Origin of the sequence: Mesorhizobium sp. M4B.F.Ca.ET.203.01.1.1 (assembly GCF_004791025.1) — a bacterium.
Taxonomy (GTDB): Bacteria; Pseudomonadota; Alphaproteobacteria; order Rhizobiales; family Rhizobiaceae; genus Mesorhizobium; species Mesorhizobium abyssinicae.
On the sequence record NZ_SRUO01000003.1, the window covers coordinates 399,951 to 418,647 of the forward strand.

17 protein-coding genes and 1 pseudogene are annotated in these 18,697 nt (G+C 65.8%); 10 read left to right on the plus strand and 8 right to left on the minus strand.

Translation table 11 applies throughout. The features are described 5' to 3' along the window. The first annotated feature begins 2 nt into the window (after positions 1–2). The 5 genes from kdpC to EN846_RS08715 all read left to right on the plus strand — a co-directional run bounded on the left by kdpC (position 3) and on the right by EN846_RS08715 (position 5,186). Entirely contained in the window at positions 3–572 is a 570-nt protein-coding gene (kdpC, locus tag EN846_RS08695) for a potassium-transporting ATPase subunit KdpC (RefSeq protein ID WP_128346008.1), read from the plus strand. A gap of 72 nt (positions 573–644) precedes the next feature. Continuing rightward, complete coding sequence (locus EN846_RS08700; RefSeq protein ID WP_128346007.1) at positions 645–3,380, plus strand: sensor histidine kinase KdpD; 2,736 nt, start codon at positions 645–647, stop codon at positions 3,378–3,380. Further along, entirely contained in the window at positions 3,377–4,069 is a 693-nt protein-coding gene (locus EN846_RS08705) for a response regulator transcription factor (RefSeq protein WP_127391436.1), read from the plus strand. Before EN846_RS08700 ends, EN846_RS08705 begins: the two co-directional genes overlap by 4 nt. Before the next feature lie 206 nt (positions 4,070–4,275). After that, entirely contained in the window at positions 4,276–4,575 is a 300-nt protein-coding gene (locus EN846_RS08710) for a hypothetical protein (RefSeq protein ID WP_127391437.1), read from the plus strand. A gap of 134 nt (positions 4,576–4,709) precedes the next feature. Continuing rightward, complete coding sequence (locus EN846_RS08715; RefSeq protein ID WP_127287138.1) at positions 4,710–5,186, plus strand: NUDIX hydrolase; 477 nt, start codon at positions 4,710–4,712, stop codon at positions 5,184–5,186. 2 nt (positions 5,187–5,188) lie between these two features. On the opposite strand, the gene EN846_RS08720 is transcribed toward EN846_RS08715, so the two are convergent. The 5 genes from EN846_RS08720 to EN846_RS08740 form a co-directional block, all read right to left on the minus strand. Beyond that, positions 5,189–6,037 (minus strand): citryl-CoA lyase, encoded by an 849-nt coding sequence (locus EN846_RS08720; protein ID WP_127391438.1) that lies wholly within the window; start codon positions 6,035–6,037, stop codon positions 5,189–5,191. Next, complete coding sequence (locus tag EN846_RS08725; protein WP_127391439.1) at positions 6,034–7,218, minus strand: CoA transferase; 1,185 nt, start codon at positions 7,216–7,218, stop codon at positions 6,034–6,036. The genes EN846_RS08720 and EN846_RS08725 overlap by 4 nt, the downstream gene beginning before the upstream one ends. Positions 7,219–7,233: 15 nt before the next feature. Next, a complete protein-coding gene (locus tag EN846_RS08730; protein WP_127310122.1) occupies positions 7,234–8,757 on the minus strand; it encodes a tripartite tricarboxylate transporter permease in 1,524 nt (507 codons plus the stop codon). Between the two features lie 4 nt (positions 8,758–8,761). Further along, positions 8,762–9,295, minus strand: coding sequence for a tripartite tricarboxylate transporter TctB family protein (locus EN846_RS08735; protein WP_127286133.1), 534 nt, complete (start codon positions 9,293–9,295; stop codon positions 8,762–8,764). A 132-nt stretch (positions 9,296–9,427) separates the two neighbouring features. Continuing rightward, the gene (locus EN846_RS08740; protein WP_127286134.1) at positions 9,428–10,393 is read right to left on the minus strand and encodes a tripartite tricarboxylate transporter substrate-binding protein; all 966 of its coding nucleotides are present in this window, start codon (positions 10,391–10,393) and stop codon (positions 9,428–9,430) included. Between the two features lie 202 nt (positions 10,394–10,595). Between EN846_RS08740 and EN846_RS08745 the strand changes: the two genes are divergently transcribed. Together EN846_RS08745 and EN846_RS08750 are read left to right on the plus strand one after the other, a co-directional pair. Further along, the gene (locus EN846_RS08745) at positions 10,596–11,366 is read left to right on the plus strand and encodes an IclR family transcriptional regulator (protein ID WP_127391440.1); all 771 of its coding nucleotides are present in this window, start codon (positions 10,596–10,598) and stop codon (positions 11,364–11,366) included. Between the two features lie 309 nt (positions 11,367–11,675). Beyond that, entirely contained in the window at positions 11,676–14,159 is a 2,484-nt protein-coding gene (locus EN846_RS08750) for an EAL domain-containing protein (protein WP_127286136.1), read from the plus strand. A gap of 16 nt (positions 14,160–14,175) precedes the next feature. Here the strand turns inward: EN846_RS08750 and EN846_RS08755 are convergent, their stop codons facing one another. Then, on the minus strand, positions 14,176–14,715 hold the full coding sequence (locus EN846_RS08755) for a GNAT family N-acetyltransferase (RefSeq protein WP_127310572.1): 540 nt from the start codon (positions 14,713–14,715) through the stop codon (positions 14,176–14,178). A 209-nt stretch (positions 14,716–14,924) separates the two neighbouring features. Between EN846_RS08755 and EN846_RS08760 the strand changes: the two genes are divergently transcribed. Then, entirely contained in the window at positions 14,925–15,374 is a 450-nt protein-coding gene (locus EN846_RS08760; protein WP_127286378.1) for a DUF2214 family protein, read from the plus strand. Here the strand turns inward: EN846_RS08760 and nth are convergent. After that, entirely contained in the window at positions 15,368–16,177 is an 810-nt protein-coding gene (nth, locus tag EN846_RS08765) for an endonuclease III (RefSeq protein ID WP_127286379.1), read from the minus strand. The genes EN846_RS08760 and nth overlap by 7 nt on opposite strands. A 22-nt stretch (positions 16,178–16,199) precedes the next feature. On the opposite strand from nth, the gene EN846_RS08770 reads away from it, so the two are divergent. Beyond that, positions 16,200–16,694, plus strand: a complete 495-nt coding sequence (locus EN846_RS08770) for a DUF2244 domain-containing protein (protein ID WP_127286380.1) — start codon at positions 16,200–16,202, stop codon at positions 16,692–16,694. A gap of 359 nt (positions 16,695–17,053) precedes the next feature. Here the strand turns inward: EN846_RS08770 and EN846_RS35795 are convergent. Continuing rightward, positions 17,054–17,512, minus strand: a pseudogene (locus tag EN846_RS35795) (class I SAM-dependent methyltransferase); the annotation flags it as partial. A 130-nt stretch (positions 17,513–17,642) separates the two neighbouring features. Here EN846_RS35795 and EN846_RS08780 point away from each other — a divergent pair. Then, a complete protein-coding gene (locus tag EN846_RS08780; RefSeq protein ID WP_127286387.1) occupies positions 17,643–18,530 on the plus strand; it encodes a methylated-DNA--[protein]-cysteine S-methyltransferase in 888 nt (295 codons plus the stop codon). The last annotated feature ends 167 nt before the right edge of the window (positions 18,531–18,697 follow it).

An 18,697-nucleotide genomic window follows, 5' to 3' on the forward strand; every position in this document is an offset into this window, starting at 1 on the left:
CCATGCTCAAGCAAATCAGACCCGCGATCGTCATGGTCGTCTTCTTCACCATCCTCACCGGCCTGGTCTACCCGATCGGCATGACCGGGATCGCCCAGGCGCTGTTTCCGCGCCAGGCCAATGGCAGCCTGGTCGCGAAGGACGGCAAGGTCATCGGCTCCGAACTGATCGGCCAGGCCTTTGCCAGCGACCGCTATTTCCACGGCCGCCCCTCCGCCGCCGGCGACGGCTACAACGCCACCGCCTCCGGCGGCTCCAACCTCGGCCCGACCAACCCCAAGCTGGTCGACCGCATCAAGGGCGATGCCGACAAGCTGAAGGCGGAAAACCCGGGCCAGCCGGTGCCGATGGATCTGGTGACGACCTCGGGCAGCGGGCTCGATCCGCACATCAGCCCCGAGGCCGCCTATTTCCAGGTTGCCCGCGTCGCCAAGGCAAGGGAGATCAGCGAAGCCAAGCTCAAGGCGCTTGTCGAAAGTCACGTCGAGGACCGCGAGCTCGGCGTGCTGGGCGAGCCGGTGGTCAACGTGCTGGCGCTCAACCTCGCGCTGGACGACGCCACGAATCCGTGAATGGTGGCGCCGGGGATCGACAGCCTACCCGGCGCCACCCATGTTTAGGATCGGTGCCAGACCCAGGATCAGATGCCGGACGCCAGAAGCAACGAGACCAGACCCTCTCCCGACGCGCTGCTCGAGCAGGCGGAGCGGGAGGAGCGCGGCCGCCTGCGGATTTTCCTCGGCGCCGCGCCCGGCGTCGGCAAGACCTACGAGATGCTGATGGCCGGCCGCGCCCGGCTGGCCGACGGCGTGGACGTGGTGATCGGCATCGTCGAGACGCACGGCCGCAAGGAAACCCTGGCGCTGGTCGAAGGCTATGAGCTGATCCCGCGCCGCCAGGTCGACTACAAGGGGCGCGTCCTCGACGAGATGGACCTCGACGCCATCCTTGTCCGCCGCCCGGCCCTGGTACTCGTCGACGAGCTCGCCCACACCAACGCTCCCGGCAGCCGCCATCCCAAGCGCTATCTCGACGTCCAGGAGATCCTGACGCACGGCATCGACGTCTACACCACGCTCAACATCCAGCATGTCGAAAGCCTGAACGATGTCGTGGCGCAGATCACCCGCGTCAGGGTCCGCGAGACGGTCCCCGATTCCGTCATCGACCAGGCCGACGACATCGAGATCATCGATCTCACGCCGGACGACCTGATCAAGCGGCTGGAGGAAGGCAAGGTCTATTTCCCCAACACCGCCCAGCGCGCCATCGAGAACTATTTCTCGCCGGGCAATCTGACGGCGCTGCGCGAGCTGGCGCTGCGCCGCACCGCCCAGCGCGTCGACGAGCAATTGCTGAACCACATGCAGTCGCACGCCATCCCGGGGCCGTGGGCGGCGGGCGAAAGGGTGCTCGTCTGCGTCGATGCGCGCCCTGGCGGCGCTGCCCGCATCCGCTATGCGCGCCGGCTGGCCGACCGGCTGCGCGCCCCCTGGACGGCGCTGCATGTCGACACGCCGCGCTCGGCCGGCATGAGCGAAGACCACAAGGACCGGCTGGCGGCGAACCTGCGCCTCGCCGAGCAGCTCGGCGCCGAGGTCACCACCATTCCGGGCCAGTACATCGCGCAGGACATTGTTCGCCATGCCAAGGCGAACAACTTCACCCATATCGTCATCGGCAGGCCGACCCGCTCGCGCTGGCGGGAATTGATCGAAGGCTCGCTCACCTACGATCTCATCCGCGATGCTGGCGACATCAGCGTCCACGTCATTTCGGGAACGGAGCAGGCCAGCGAGGCGGTGGCGAAGACTGTCGGCACGGCAGCCGAGCAGAAGCCCTTCGAGATCTGGCCCTATCTGTTTGCCACGGCCTATGTCGCCGGCTCGCTCGCCTTCGGCGCGGTCCTCGACCAGTTTCTCGACGTCCGCAATCTCGCCATCGTCTTTCTCGTGGCGGTGCTTGCATCGGCCGTGACCGGCGGGCTCTGGCCGGCACTCTACGCCTGCCTGGTTAGCGCGCTCGCCTTCAACTATTTCTTCCTCGAACCGCGCTACACGCTGACGATCCGCGACCCGGAGAGCATTGTCGCGCTTGCCGTTTTTCTCGTCGTCGCCGTCATCGCCAGCAATCTGACCGCGCGCGTGCAGCGCCAGGCGATCGCCGCCCGCTCGCGGGCGCGCGCCACGGAGGACCTCTATCAGTTTTCACGGAAGCTCGCCGGCGCCGGCACGCTGGACGACGTGTTGTGGGCGACCGCCTTCCAGATCGCGCTGATGCTGAAGCTGCGCGTCGTCCTGCTCCTCCCCGAGAACGGCACCATCACCGTCAAGGCTGGCTATCCGCCCGACGACACGCTGGCCGAGGCCGACATCGCGGCCGCCCGCTGGGCCTGGGAGCATAACCGCGCCGCCGGCCGTGGCGCCGACACGCTGCCCGGCGCGAAACGCCTCTACCTTCCTCTGAGAACTGGCCGCACGGCGATCGGCGTCGTCGGCCTCGACGACGACAGGCAGGGACCGCTGCTGACGCCCGAGCAGCAGCGCCTGCTCGATGCGCTTGCCGACCAGGCGGCGGTCGCCATCGAGCGCATCCAGCTCGCCGCCGACGTCGACCGTGCCAAGCTCGCCGCCGAGGCCGACCGCTTGCGCTCGGCGCTGCTCACCTCGATCTCGCATGATCTGAAGACCCCGCTCGCCGCCATCATGGGCGCGGCCGGCACGCTGAGGGAATTCGCGGCGGCGCTGCCCGAAACGGACCGTGCCGAGCTGTTGTCGACGGTGCTCGACGAATCGGAGCGGCTGAACCGCTTCATCGCCAACCTGCTCGACATGACCAAGATCGAATCCGGCGCAATGGAGCCGAACCACGCACTGCACTTTGTCGGCGATAGTGTCGGCTCCGCCCTGCTCCGCGCACGCAAGATCACCGAGGAGCACAAGACCGAGATCGACATCCCCGCCGACTTGCCGATGCTCAGGCTCGATCCGGTGCTGTTCGAGCAGGCGCTGTTCAATCTCCTCGACAACGCCGCGAAATATGCCCCGCCCGGCTCCACCATCCGGCTGCAGGGCTGGGTCGACAACGGCTCCGTCATCCTGCAGATCATGGACGAAGGACCGGGCATCCCGCCCGATGATCTTGAACGGATCTTCGACACCTTCTACCGGGTGCGCAAGCGCGATCAGGTGCGCGCCGGCACCGGGCTCGGCCTGTCGATCAGCCGCGGCTTCATCGAGGCGATGGGAGGCACGATCACCGCGGCAAACCGCACCGACCGCGCCGGCGCGATCTTCACCATCCGCATGCCGGTGCCGGCCGATGTGCCCGGCATGCGCCGCGCCAGTACGGACGATCAGAGCAACGGTGATCCGGCATGACCAATCAGAACGTCACCATACTGGTCGTCGATGACGAGCCGCCGATCCGCAAATTGCTGCGCGTCGGTCTGGGCAGCCAGGGCTATGCCGTCTCCGAAGCACCCAACGCGAAGGCAGCCATCGAGCTGGTGGCGACGGAGAAGCCGGACCTGATCCTGCTCGATCTCGGCCTGCCCGGCATGACCGGTCATGAATTGCTCGGCAAATGGCGGGGCGAGGGTCTCGACATTCCCGTCGTCATCCTCTCCAGCCGTACCGACGAGGCCGGCATCGTCTCGGCGCTGGAGCTCGGCGCCGACGACTACGTCACCAAGCCGTTCGGCATGAACGAGCTCGTCGCCCGCATCCGCGTGGCGCTGCGCCACAAGTTCCAGCAGCAGGGCGAGAAGCCGGTGTTCCACACCGGCGACCTGACCGTCGACCTGGTCAAGCGCATCGTCACGGTCGAGGGCAAGGAGGTAAAACTCTCGCCCAAGGAATACGACATCTTCCGCATCCTGGTGCAGCACGCCGGCAAGGTGCTCACCCATCATTTCCTGCTGAAGCAGGTCTGGGGCGACTCCACCGACGTGCAATATCTCAGGGTCTACGTTCGCCAGCTCCGGCAGAAGATCGAGAAGACCCCCGATCAGCCGCGCTACATCACCACCGAGACCGGCGTCGGCTACCGCCTGCGCGAGGTGGACTGATACGGGCGATCGGCACTGCCGATCGTCCCGGTCGGCCAAAGAAGGCACTCAGTCCGCCGACAGCTCCGCCATCAAGGGCAATGCCAGGTTGGTGGGCAGATTCGTGGCGGATGAACCAATCAAATTCGGCGTGGCCGCCCATCGACCATGGCACCGCCTGTCAAATGCCCTATATGGATGGTAGATTTTAACGCGGGAGCGGATCGATGCCGCAGCTTCGTCCAACGACGGTTCTGATGTCGGCAATGCTGGCGACGGCGATCGTGCCGGCGGTGGCTCCCCATGCCTTGGCGCAGGTGATTATCCCAACAAATCGCAATGTTCTGGTCCAGCAGAACGAACTGCTGCAGCTGCAGAACAGGATGCTGCGGCAGCAGTTCCAGCAACAGCAGCAGCTAAATCGCGAGCTGGACCGCCAGATTGTGCCGCAGCCTCGTCCGCAGGTGCCGGTCGTCAAGCCGGGCTGTCAGGTGCTGGGCAATGCAATTTTGACGTCGTGCCGCTGACAAGCCGGCATTTTCGATTTATTTAGCCGACTTACCTGCCGGAAAATGCCACGTTGCATTGCCGGCGGTTTTGAGGTTTTGCGGCATGGCGCCCTCCCTTCTGGGCAGGGGCGCGATCCGGCCGGATTCTGGGAATGGCAGCGACCAAGAAGACAGCGGTACGCAAGGCAAAGAAGGGGGAACGGATCCGCCAGGTGGCGGCCATCCCCTTTCGGCTGGACGCCGGCGGCGACATCGAGGTGATGCTGGTGACGTCGCGCACGACCAGGCGCTTCATCGTGCCAAAAGGCTGGCCAATGAAAGGCAAGAGCGGGCGCAAGGCGGCCATGATCGAGGCGCGGGAAGAAGCCGGCGTCCTCGGTGACATCCTGAAACAGCCGGCCGGCACCTATTCCTACTGGAAACGCCTGGCAAGCCGCTTCGTCCGCGTCGACGTCGTCGTCTACCTGCTGAACGTGACGGAGGAGTTGCCCCGCTGGATGGAAGCGGGCACGCGGCAGCGGGCATGGCTTGCCCCAGCCGATGCGGCGCTGCTTATCGACGAGCCGGATCTGTCGACGCTGCTGAGGGATTTGACTGTCCCCCAGACCGAGCCTCCCGACGCGATTTGAGATCAGCTGCTCTCATCCTCGCGCCCGGGAAACGGTCGTACCGGAGTACCCGTATAGGCCCACAGCCATTCCCGCGGCAGCGGCCCCTTGTTGCGCTCGGTTTCCTGCGACTGCTCCCAGGCATGCGCCAGGACGCCGACCGAGCGCGACAGCACGAAAAGGCCGCGCGTCAGCGGTGGCGGGAAGCCGAGCTCGCCATAGATCACCGCCGTCGCGCCGTCGATGTTGAGCGGGATGCGCTTGCCCTTGCGCCGCGCCACCTCGGCCTCGATGGCCTCTGCGATGTCGGCGAAGCGACCGCCGACCACGCCGCGCGCCGCGAAATCGCGGGTCAGTTCGATGAGCCGCGGCGCGCGCGGATCAACCGGATGGAAGCGATGGCCGAGACCCGGCACATAGCCCCTGTCTTCGGCGAAAAACCGATCGAGCCGCGCCGCCACCGCATCGGCCAGCGTCGTGCCCTGGTCCATCGCCGCGGCGACGTCGCCGTAGAAGGAAAGCGCCTGCTCGCCGGCGCCGCCATGCACGTCGCCCAGCACGTTGATGGCCGAAGCCATCGCATTGTTGATGCCGACGCCGCAGGTCGCCGCCATGCGGGCGATGGCGATCGACGGCGCCTGCGGCCCGTGGTCGACGGCGGCACCCAGCGCGATGCCAAGCAGCGCCGCCTGGTCCTCGCTGGGCAATTCGCCGCGCAGCATCAGCCAGATCATGGCTGGAAAGCTGACGCGACCGATAAGGTCCTGGATCTCGTAGCCGCGCAGCCGGATCACGCCGGGGCTCATCTCGATGATGCCGGTCCGCCACCAATCCTCGCCGCGCGCGCGGCCGGTCTTTTTGTCCTCGCTCATGCCGGCGCTCTTGTCTTGTCGCGCGCCGGCAGCGTCGCAAACACCTCGTCCATATGCTCGCCCAGCGCCGGCGGCGGCCCGGCCGGCAGCGGTGCCGCGCCGTCGACCATGAAGCCGCCGCGCACCACCGTCAGCGGCCGGTCCATGCCGGGCACGCCTTCGAAGCGGGTCGTCATGCCGCGCTCGGTCACCTGGCGCTCGTCGAGCACCTGCGGGATCGTCAGCACCCGCCCGGCCGGCACGCCGGCGCGGTTGAGCTTTTCCTCCCAGGCGGCGGCCGAGGCGCCCGCCAGCGCATCCTCGATCAGCGCCTTCAGCGCGGCGCGGTTCTGCTTGCGCGCCTCGCGCTCGGCAAAGCGCGGATCCGATGCCAGTTCGGGCCGTCTGATCAGTTGGGAAAGCGTGACGAACTGCTCCTGCTTGTTGGCGGCGATGTTGAGCAGCCCCTCGCCGGTGCGGAACGCGCCCGACGGTGCGGCCGTCATGTTCTCATTGCCCATCGGCCGCGGCTCGACGCCGGCGGTCAGATAGTTGGACACCGGCCAGCCGAGCGCCGAAAGCGTGCATTCTAACATCGACACGTCGAGGAATGCCCCCTCGCCGCTCGTCTTCTGCTTGACCAGGGCCGCAGCAATGGCGAAGGCGCCGACCAGCCCGCCGAGGGTGTCGGCGACCGGATAGCCGACACGCAGCGGCGCCGTTTCCGGCGTGCCGGTGATGCTCATGATGCCCGACAGGCCCTGGATGATCTGGTCATAGGCGGGATTGTCGCGCATCGGTCCGCTCTGGCCGAAGCCCGATATGGCGCAGTAGACGAGACCCGGGCGGATAGCCTTCAGGCTGGCATAGCCGAGCCCAAGCCTGTCCATCACGCCCGGCCGGAAGTTTTCCACCAGCGCGTCGGCGGACGCGACCAGGTCGAGGAAGCGGTCGCGATCGGCCTCCTGCTTGAGATCGAGCACGACCGATCGTTTGCCGGCGTTCTGCGCCAGGAAAGAGGCGCCCATGCCGGCCTGGTTGAGCGTTGCCGAAGCGCCGAGCTGGCGCGCCAGATCCCCGCCATTCGGCGCCTCGACCTTAATGACGTCGGCGCCGAGCAGCGCCAGCTGGTAGGCGCAATAAGGGCCGGCCAGCACATTGGTCAGATCGAGGACGCGGATGCCGGAAAGCAGGTCGGTCATGATGCTCCAGATCGATCAGGCATCGCCGGGCACGTGCTCCGGTCCGCGCCTGCGCCGGTGCTCGACCCAGGCCCAGATATGCGGCCCGACGAGACCGATGAAGGCGAGCGTCAGCAGCGTCAGCGACAGCGGATGCCGGTAGAATACCGTCCAGTCGCCGTTGGCGATCGTCATCGCGCGGCGGAACTGCGTCTCGGCCAGCGGCCCGAGGATCATGCCGATGATGACCGGCGCGGTCGGGAAATCGAAGCGCCGCATCAGGAAGCCGGCCGCCCCCAGAAGATAGAGGATGACGAGATCGACCGGCGACTGCGAGATGCCATAGGTGCCGACGGTGGCGAACACCAGGATGCCGGCATAGAGCTGCGGCGCCGGGATCTTCAAGAGCCGCACCCACAGGCCGATCAGCGGCAGGTTGAGGATGACGAGGATGACGTTGGCGATGAACAGGCTGGCGATCAGGCCCCAGACGAGATTGGCCTGTGTCGTCAAGAGCAGCGGCCCGGGGTTGATGCCGTAGCTTTGGAAGGCCGACAGCATGATCGCGGCGGTGGCCGAGGTCGGCAGTCCAAGCGTGAGCATCGGCACCAGCACGCCGGCGGCGGAGGCGTTGTTGGCGGCTTCCGGGCCGGCGACGCCCTCGATGGCGCCGACCGTGCCGAACTCCTCCTTGTGCTTCGACAGCTTCTTCTCGATCGCATAGGAGAGGAAGGTCGGGATCTCGGCGCCGCCGGCCGGCATGGCGCCGATCGGGAAGCCGATCAGGGCCCCGCGCAGCCATGCCTTCCACGAGCGTCCCCATTCGGCCGCGGTCATGTAGAGCGAGCCCTTGAGCGGCACGATCTCGTCCTTGCCGGCATAGCGGCGCGAGGCCATGTAGAGCGTCTCGCCGACCGCGAACAGGCCGACCGCGACGATGATGACGTCGACGCCGTCGAGCAGTTCGCCCATGCCGAAGGTGAAGCGCGGCTGCCCGGTTTGCAGGTCGACGCCGATCATGCCGATGACGAAGCCGGCGAACAGGCTGGTGAGACCGCGCACCGAGGACGAGCCCAGCACCGCCGAGACGGTGATGAAGGCGAGCACCATCAGCGAGAAATACTCGGCCGGGCCGAAGGCCAATGCGAACTTGACCACGATCGGGGCCAGGAAGGCGACGCCCAGCGTGCCGATCGTGCCGGCGACGAACGAGCCGATCGCCGAGGTGGCGAGAGCGGCGCCGCCGCGGCCCGAACGCGCCATCCGGTTGCCTTCCAGGGCGGTGACGATGGTGGCGCTTTCGCCCGGCGTGTTGAGCAGGATCGACGTCGTCGAGCCGCCATACATGGCGCCGTAATAGATGCCGGCGAACAGGATGAAGGAGGCTTCCGGCGCCACCTGGTAGGTGATCGGCAAAAGCAGCGCGATGGTCAGCGCCGGCCCGAGGCCGGGCAGCACGCCGATCGCCGTTCCGAGCGTCGTGCCGACCAGGCACCACAAAAGATTGGCCGGCGTGAAGGCTACCGAGAAGCCGTGTGCGAGTTGGTTGAGCGTGTCCATCGCGTCAGCCCCTGACCATGGCGATGACGGCGTTGATCACCGTGTTCAGCTGGTTTTCGACGAAGCCGGCGCCGATGTTGACGCCAAGCGCCTTAGCGAAGCCGAAATAGGCCGCGAGCGCCAGGATCAGCCCGAGCAGCACGTCGCGCAGCGGGCGGCGGCTGCCGAAGCCGTAGCAGACCAGCACGAACATGATCACCGATGCGGCGGTGAAGCCGAGCGGATGGATGAGCGTAAGGTTGGCGACGAGGCCGGCCACCACGAAGCCCATCGACTTCCAGTCGGTCGGCGTCTCCTTCTCCTCGTCCGGCTGCCAGCCGCCCCGGAGCGCCGCGACGATGAGCAGCAACGACAGCACCACCATGCCGGCCATGGTGATATAAGGGAACACCCTGGGACCGACTTTGGAATAGAGCGGCGACACCGGGATCGCCAGTGTCTGCCAGGCCACGGCCGCGGCGCAGGCCAAGAGCCCGACGCCGATCAACAATTCGGGTATGGCGAAGCGCGGCGGCGCCTGCTGGTCGCTGGTGCTCATGAATGTCCTCCCTGGATGACCGGCATCCCACGGCCGGTCCTGACCGCAGTCTCACCCGCGACGGAGTTCATGTCCATGCGCTTGGCGAGCGTCGAGGCGGGGCGGCGCGGGCCGCCCCGCTCCGGGAAGGCATCAGGCGAGGCCGAGATCCTTGAGGATGGCGCCGATGCGGGCGGTGTCCTCGGTGACGAACTTGGCATAGTCGTCGCCGGTGAGCAGGATCGGCGTCCAGTTGCGGTTCTTGCACTCGGTCGCCCAGGCCTCGCTCTTGGCCATGGTCTCGACCAGCTTGATGAGCGCTGCCTTGTCGGCATCGGACACGCCGGGCGGGGCGAAGACGCCACGCCAGTTGAACAATTCGACATCGATGCCGGCCTCCTTCAGCGTCGGCGCGTCGATGCCCTCCTGGCGTTTGTCGGCGGAGATGGCGAGCAGCCTGAGCGCTCCCGCCTTGATCTGCTCGGAGAACTCGCCATAGCCGGAAATGCCGGCCGCCACCTGGTTGCCGAGCAGCGCCGACAGCGCCTCGCCGCCGCCGGCGAACGGCACATAGGAGAGATTGGTCGCCGGCACGCCGGCCGACTTGGCGATCAGCCCGAACAAAATATGGTCCGAACCGCCGGCCGAGCCTCCGGCCACCGGAACCTGGGTCGGATCGGCCTTGAGCGCGGCGACGAAGTCGGCGGCGGTCTTGAACGGCGACGCCGCCGGCACCACCAGCGCTTCGAACTCGCCGGTGAGGCGGGCGATCGGGATCACCTCTGTCAGGTTGTTGGCCGACTTGTTGGCGATGATGGCGCCGACCATGACCATGCCGGCCACCATCAGCGAATTGGCCTTGCCATTCCACTGGTTGACGAATTGCGGCAGGCCGACCGTGCCGCCGGCACCGCCGACATTGGTGATCTGCGAGCCCGAGATCAGCTTTTCAGAGCGCAGCACCTGGTCGATCGTGCGTGCCGTCTGGTCCCAGCCGCCGCCGGGCGCGGCCGGCACGAAGATCTGGAGCTGCGGCGCGTCCTGCGCGAAGGCGGGCGTGAAGTGCAGTGCCGCGAAGCCGGCCGCGGTGCTCGTCAAGAATCTGCGTCTGTTCAGCATGGGATTCCTCCAAATCACGACACCTCCTCCGGTGCCTGCCAAGACGTGGCCTGAATTCAGACCCGCCTTCGAGTTCAAGCATTTGTGACTGCGTTCTGTCAACGGGAATGGCATTCTACTGGACAGAACGATTTTGCCACGACAAAATCGCCTCATCCGGGCTTGGCCTGGACGGGGCGACCAACATGAAATCATCATCGGGATGAAAAATACACCTGCCAGCCCGGCGTCGGCCGAAGGCGTTGCCGCGCTCGACCGCGCCATCGCCATCCTCGACGCATTCACCCCCGCTGACCGCTCGCTCGGCCTGGCCGAGATCGCGACCCGCACCGGCCTCTACAAGAGCACCATACTGAGGCTCGCCAACTCGCTGATGCGCGGGCAATTGCTGGAACGCCTGGACGACGGGCGCTATCGCATCGGGCCGGCCACCTTCAGGCTTGGCGCGATCTACCAGCGCTCGGTGGTGGCGATGGATGTCCTGCTGCCGATCATGCGCGACCTGTCCGAGCGGAGTTGGGAAAGCGTCGCCTTCTATGTCCGCTCCGGCGACGTCCGTACCTGCCTCTACCGCGTCGAGTCCAAGCATCCGATCCGCTACACGATCCGCGAGGGCGACGTGCTGCCCTTGCTGGCCGGCTCCGGCGGCCGCGTGCTCGCGGCATTTTCGGGCGAGCCGGGCGAGCCCTATGAGACCATCCGCGAAGACTATCATCACTTGTCGGTGGGCGATCGCGATCCCGAGACGGCTGGCGTCTCGGCGCCTGTCTTCGGCCCCGGACGGACCCTTCTCGGCGCGCTCACCCTGGCCGGGCCGAGAACGCGCGTGGACGCGGCCTTTCTGCGGCGCATGACCGCGCCCCTGCTCGAGGCCGCCGCCCGCGCCACCCGCGCCTTCGGCGAAGACGCCTCGATGCTCGAACGGGCAAGCGTGAAAGCGGCCAGCGCCGGCAAAGCACTGGAATCTATCTGAATTATGTTCACAGGCTTCGGCCGCGACTTGCCGGACATTGGCATTCGGGCAAATTGGAAGCAGTCGAGCCCCAATAATATTTTCCTAAAATCCGATCCTATACCCCGGCGTAAGCTCGCCGCGGAAGAAGACGCCTTGTGTCGAGCTAAAATACTGGACAAGTTTATTGGCTGTTAAGGCCGACATGCTAGTCGAGCTGTTGTCGCATAACGAGCTGCGACATGAGGGCGAGAGGTTTCGTCCGACCCATGACTGATCGGTCGGACCGGCGGATTCACGGGGAGCCATGGCAATTTCCATGGAAGCTTGATGAGGCTGTCAGCGACGCTTGCCAGTCCGCGTCTTGTCGGACTGGTCTGGCCATTCATACTCGTGGTCCTGATCCAGGCTCTCGTCGCCAGCGGCAGCCTCTATACGCTTTCGGCCGTTCGCGCCTACGTTGGCGGCGAAAGCCATTGGTCGAAGGGACAGAAAGAGGCCATCTATTTCCTCAGCCTCTATGTCGATACCGGCAAAACGGGCTTCTTCAACGAATATCGCGACGCGATCGCCGTTCCGCTGGCCGACCACGCGGCGCGGCTGGCGCTCGAGCAAGCCGAGCCTGACACCGACGCGGCGCGCGCCGGTTTCCTGCAAGGCGGAAATCACGCCGACGATGTCACCGGGATGATCTGGCTGTTCCGCAACTTCCGCGATGTCAGCTACCTCGATGTGGCCATCCAGCGCTGGGCGGCGGCAGACGTCATGATCCTGGCGCTCGACGAGCTCGGCAACGCCATCCACCGCAAGATCGAGGAAGGACCGGCATCGGCGGCGCAGATCGGCGCCTGGAAGGCAGAGATCCACCGGCTCAACGATGAGATCGGCCCCCTTTCCAAGGCATTCTCCGACAGCCTGGGTGAAGGTTCGCGTTTCATCAAGCTGGCATTGACGCTGGCCAACCTGGCCACGGCGGCCTTGCTGATCCTGCTTGCCGTGTGGCGCACGCGCAAGCTGCTGGCGCAGCGTCAGGCCTTTCAGAACGCGCTCAACGCCGAACGCGAACGGGCCCAAATCACGCTCGCCTCGATCGGCCAGGCCGTCATCAGCACGACTGCCGACGGGCGGCTGGACTATATGAACGCCGTTGCCGAGCGTCTGTTGGCGCGCCAGTTCGATGCGGAAAAGGGCAAGCCGATCGCATCGCTGTTCAGGCTCATCGACAAGGAAACGGGCGTCGAGGAGACACGGTGGATGGAGCGCCTGCTGGCCGGCGAGCCGCAGCCCGCCAACGCCCGACCATGGCTGCTCAAGCGCGCTGACGGCTCGGTCGTTCCCGTCGCCTTGACCGGCGCGCCGCTGTCGGTCGCGGGCAGGCTGGTCGGCGCCGTGCTCGCGGTCCACGACATGACGCGCGAACAGGACTATATCGAGCGGCTCTCATGGCAGGCATCGCACGACGCGCTGACTGGGCTTGCCAACCGCCGCGACTTCGAGAACCGCCTGCAAAGAACGGCGGCGGACTTGCACAGCCGGCCAGGCCAGCACGCGCTGATGTATCTCGATCTCGATCAGTTCAAGCTCGTCAACGATACATGCGGCCACGCCGCCGGCGACCAGTTGCTGCGCCAGGTTTCGGTCCTGCTCGGCAATGAGCTGCGCGCGGGCGACATCCTGGCCAGGCTCGGCGGCGACGAGTTCGGCGTGCTGCTCTTCGACTGCAGCGCGGATGTCGCCGCCGATATCGCCGAACGGCTGCGGGCGACCGTGCAGGATCTGCATTTCTCCTGGAATGGGCGGCCCTTCGTCATCACTGTCAGCATCGGCGTGGTGCAGATCACCGATGCCGAAGTCACGCTCGAGGAGACCCTGCAGGCCGCCGACGTCGCCTGTTACATGGCCAAAGAGAAGGGCCGCAACCGGGTTCAGCTGCACAGCGACAGCGACACCGCCCTGCGCGAACGCTTCACCGAGATGGCCTGGGTCCAGCGCCTGCACGCTGCCCTGGAGGAAAATCGCTTCAGGCTCCATTGCCAGGAGATCTGGCCGCTCAATGATGCCGTGGCCGAAGCCGGCGCACATATCGAAATCCTGCTGCGGCTGACGGATGAGGACGGCTCCATCGTCTCGCCGGCCAGCTTCATCCCGGCGGCCGAGCGCTATGGGCTGATGCCGGCGATCGACCGCTGGGTCGTGCGCGGCGCATTCGCCGTTCTGGCCGCGCGCCTTGCCAACCCAACGGCCGCTCCGATCGCCACCTGTGCCATCAATCTCTCGGGGGCGAGCTTCGGCGACGAGACGTTCCTCGACTTCCTGCGCGAACAGTTCGGCGTCTTCGGCATTCCGCCGAACATGGTCTGCCTGGAGATCACCGAGACCAGCGCCATTGCCGATCTCGCCAACGCGATGCGCTTCATTGCCCAGTTGCGCGAGTTGGGATGCCGCTTCGCCCTCGACGACTTCGGCTCCGGCATGTCGTCCTTCGCCTATCTGAAACACCTGCCTGTCGACTATCTGAAAATCGACGGCAGCTTCGTCAAGGACATGCTGGAGGACCGCATCGACCGGGCCATGGTCGAGATGATCCATCATATCGGCAAGGTGATGGGCAAGCGCACGATTGCCGAGTTCGTTGAAAGCGAGAGCATCATCGAGGCCCTGAAGTCGATCGGCGTCGACTATGGCCAGGGCTATGCGATCGCCCGGCCGCAACCCTTCAACGCAACGACGAAGCTGCTGAGTCCGGGCTCGCGCGCTGCCCCCGACGACGGTCCGGACAGCGCTCTCGCGCGCAAGCTGCGCATGGCCGGCTGAGGATGGCTGGGCTGGCTCAGGGATGCCGTTCCAGCAGGATCGTCGCGTTGTCGTGATAGGTGGTACGCAGGATTTCCGTGTAGCCGCATTTGGCCGCGACATTGAGCGAGGCGGTGTTTTCCGGATCGATGATGCAGACTGTTCTGGCCGGCGAGAACGTCACGTCGCCCCAGGCGAGAGCCCGCTGTACCACTTCGCTGGCCAGTCCCCGGCCCTGCGCTTCCGGAGCCAGCGCCCAGCCAGCTTCCGGCACGCCCTCGATCGAGGGCTCGATGGCGCGCTTCAGATCGTGAAAGCCGGCCTCGCCGATGAAGCGGCCGGTCGCCTTCTCCTCGATCGCCCAGAAACCGTAGCCGAGCAGCGACCACAGGCCGGCATGACGCAGGAAGCGCATCCAGCTTTCCTCGCGCGTCCGCGGCTTGCCGCCGATGAAGCGGGTGACGGCGGGATCGGCCCACATGGCGACGTAGGCGTCGAAATCGTCCAGCCGGTGCGCCCGCAGGATGGTCCGCGCCGTTTCGATGACCGGGACGCCGGTTGCCTTTGGACTGCCCATAAAACTTGCCTCGCTTGAACGTCAAGCAGGCGCCTAGCAAACCTCCCGCACCGAACAAGGGCCACGGCGGTCCGGATCATCCTCCAGACCAGAACGTCCCATCACACCAGAGCAGCTAGCTGCCGGCCATGTCTGGGAATTCTGTCCGGCGATGCTAGTCTTCGCGGGAATCTGATTCAGCCCACGCATCATCCAACCAGAGGAAAAGCATGGATACCACCGACCTCGTGCTGGCCATCATCCATCATCTGCTGGTGTTTTCGCTGGCCGGCATCATCGGCGCCGAATTCGTGCTGATCCGCGGCGACTTGCCCGCCGCGACGCTGAAGCGCCTTGTCGGCATCGACCGCCATTACGGCATCATCGCCGCGCTGATCGTCATCGTCGGCGCCGGCCGTGTCTTCTATGGCCTCAAGGGCTGGGAGTTCTACATCTACAACTGGATGTTCTGGGCAAAGATGACGGCCTTCGTCATCGTCGGCCTTTTGTCGATCGTCCCGACCATCCGCTTCATCTCCTGGAACCGGCAGGCCGGCGCCACTCCCGGCTTTCAGGTGCCGGCGGCCGAGCTCGCCTCGGTGAAGACCTATGTCCGCGCCGAAGCCTTCATCTTCCTGCTGATCCCGGTCTTCGCCGCGGCGATGGCGCGCGGCTACTGAGCCTCCACGGCGACGCTCTCCGCCAGCGGCGCGATCGGCACCAGCGGCGCTGGTATCTCGGACGTTTTCTCGGCCGCTTTGCACAGATCGGCGATGACGCAGGCCGGGCAGTCCGGCTTGCGCGCCTTGCAGACATAGCGGCCGTGCAGGATCAGCCAGTGATGCGCATGGCGCATATATTCTTCCGGAATGATCTTCAGCAGCCCCTGCTCGACCTGCTCAGGCGTCTTGCCGGGCGCCAGCCCCAACCGGTTGCCGATGCGCAAGATATGCGTGTCGACCGCCATCGTGTGCTGGCCGAAGGCCATGTTGAGCACGACATTGGCGGTCTTGCGCCCGACCCCCGGCAGCCTGACCAGCTGGTCGCGGTCGTCTGGCACTTCGCCGCCATGCTCGTCGATCAGCGCCTTGGACAGCGCGATCACGTTCTTGGCCTTGTTGCGCCAGAGTCCGATGGTGCGGATGTAGTCGCCGACCTTTGCCTCGCCCAGCGCCAGCATCTTCTGCGGCGTGTCGGCGACCTTGAACAGCGCCCGCGTCGCCTTGTTGACGCCGGCATCGGTCGCTTGCGCCGAAAGCACCACGGCGACCAGCAAGGTGAAGGCGTTGACATGCTCGAGTTCGCCCTTCGGCTCCGGCCGCTGCACCGAAAACCGCCGGAAGATCTCATGCACCTCGGCCGGGCTGTAGAGCGGCCGTGATCGTGCCGGCCGCGGCCGCGGCTTGGCGTTCGAGCCGTCGCGCCGGCCGGGCGGCAGTGCATTTTTGGCCATCGGGGATTTTTTCGTCTTGGGGCTTGCCATTCCCTTCCTATAATATCCAGCCATGAGCGACACAAACGCCTCTTTCCAGGCCGACGAACCCTTCTTCCATGCCTTGCTGACACCGCACCGCTCGCTCGGCCGCACCGGCTTCTTCGTCCTGATGGCCGCGTTGTCGTTCGGCTGGCTGGTCACCGGCGCGTTCTTCCTGTCGCGCGGCGCCTGGCCGGTGTTCGGCTTCTTCGGGCTCGACGTGATCGCCGTCTACATCGCCTTCCGCGTCAACTACCGCGCCGCCCGCGCCCGCGAGGAGGTGTCGGTGTCGCGCACCACCCTCGACATCCGCAAGACCGCGCCCTCCGGCAAATCGGAAGCGCACCGCTTCAATCCATTCTGGGCCCGCTTCTCGATCGCCCGCCATGCCGAGATCGGCATTACCAGGATGGCAGTGGAAGCGCAGGGGCAGATCGTGTCGATCGGGTCCTTCCTCGACCCCGCTTCCCGCGAAAGTTTTGCCGCCGCCTTTTCGCGCGCGCTCGCCACCGCCAGGGCGCGCTGATCGTCAAATTGGAACCGCAGCAACCGGCCCACCTTGCGAAGGGCCGGGATGTGGCTCCAAAGGCGGAAGATCAGGCCCGCGAACCAGCTCACGCGCGCGGCATGTTCGGGTTTGTAGGCGGAGGTTTCCTCCACCAACCGCAGGCCAGGCGCAGCCTGCTCCAGCTCGCGCGGGTCGTTGATCGCCCAGTGAAGCTCGGCCCCGGTAGCTCGGAACGTCGGGCTGGAACGCACGAATTTCAGACCGAGATCGCTGTAGGCGTCGCAGACAAGCTCGCCACCGGCCAGATGCGACACAAGCCGCGCAAACAATTTTGGACCCTCGTCGGCGGCGAGATAGGGCGTGAGCCCCTCCGCAACGATCATTGCCGGCCGATTGCCCGGCACAGCATCGAGCCAGCCGGGCTCGGTAACCGACGAAGCGATCAAATGGGTGTGGTCGCGCGGCGGAAAAAGCTTGCGCCTGAGCTCGATGACCTTGGGATAGTCTACGTCGAACCAGTCGACGCCTGGCGGCGGATCGATGCGGAACACCCGTGTGTCGAGCCCGCAGCCGAGATGCAGCACGATGGCGTTGGGGTGCATGGCCAGGAAGGCCGACGTCCAGTCGTCCAGCGCCTTCGCCCGGATTGCCAGGCTGACGGCGAGATTGTCGTCGACCTTAAGCCTCGCGAAGTCATAGTCGATTCGGCGAACGGCCTCATCCGCGAAGCGATCTTGCAACAGCGAATCCGGCCTCCGGCTTTCCAGCGCCTTGCCGTAGACGGTGATGAGCAGGGTTTCCTTTTCCCGGGTGAGATGGACTTTCTCGCCGGCCATGGGCTTTCCTTTCACTGAGCCAGTTCTATCTGGGCGCCGGTTGCTGGAAGGCAAGTTTCGGGTGGTGGCAGAGGGCGGGAACAACGATATTCGCGCTCAAGGAGATATTGCCATGAACGCCCAGATGACCATGAATGCGCAGATGAAACCGACCGCGATCCTTCAGAACGACATCACCCCCGAAGGCAGCGATTACGAGGTCGTGCGCCGCGCCATCGAGAAGATCAGCCTCGACTATCGCGACCAGCCCTCGCTCGAGGTTCTGGCCGAGGAGGTCGGCGAGACGCCGACCGGGTTGCAGAAGCTGTTCACCCGCTGGGCCGGCCTGTCGCCCAAGGCCTTCCTGCAGGCGGTCACGCTCGACCACGCGCGCCGGCTGCTTGATTCCGGCATGCCGCTGCTCGAGACGTCGTTCGAGCTCGGCATGTCCGGCCCCGGCCGGCTGCACGACCTCTTCGTTACCCATGAGGCGATGTCGCCGGGCGACTATAAGACGCGCGGCGCCGGCCTCACCATCCGCTACGGCTATCACATCTCGCCCTTCGGCATCGCGCTGATCATGGTCACCGACCGCGGCCTTGCCGGCCTTGCCTTCAATGATGCCGGCGGCGAGCGGGCGGCCTTCGCCGACATGTCGGGGCGCTGGCCGAACGCGACTTATGTCGAGGACATGAGCGCCACCGCGCCCTATGCCGCGCGCATCTTCGATCCGAGGCTGTGGCGCGCCGACCAGCCGCTGCGCGTGGTGATGATCGGCACCGACTTCCAGCTGCGTGTCTGGGAAGCCCTGCTGCGCATTCCGATGGGCAAGGCCTGCACCTACTCCTCGATCGCCGCCAGCATCGGCGCGCCGAGCGCGAGCCGCGCGGTTGGCGCGGCTGTCGGCGCCAATCCGATGTCCTTCGTCGTGCCCTGCCATCGCGCGCTCGGCAAATCCGGGGCGTTGACTGGCTATCACTGGGGCCTGACGCGCAAGCGCGCCATCCTCGGCTGGGAGGCGGGACAGGTCGGGTCTTGAAACATCGATTTTTTCGGTGATTGTTGCACAAAACCGCAGATCGAAGTATAAGCAAGTATTCTTACACTTATTGTCCTGCAACAGTAAGCGATACAACCGGCGACAACCTGTGGTTTCGCCGGTTTTTCTCTTTGCAGGCAAGTCACGCCCCTTAAGTTTACCCTAAA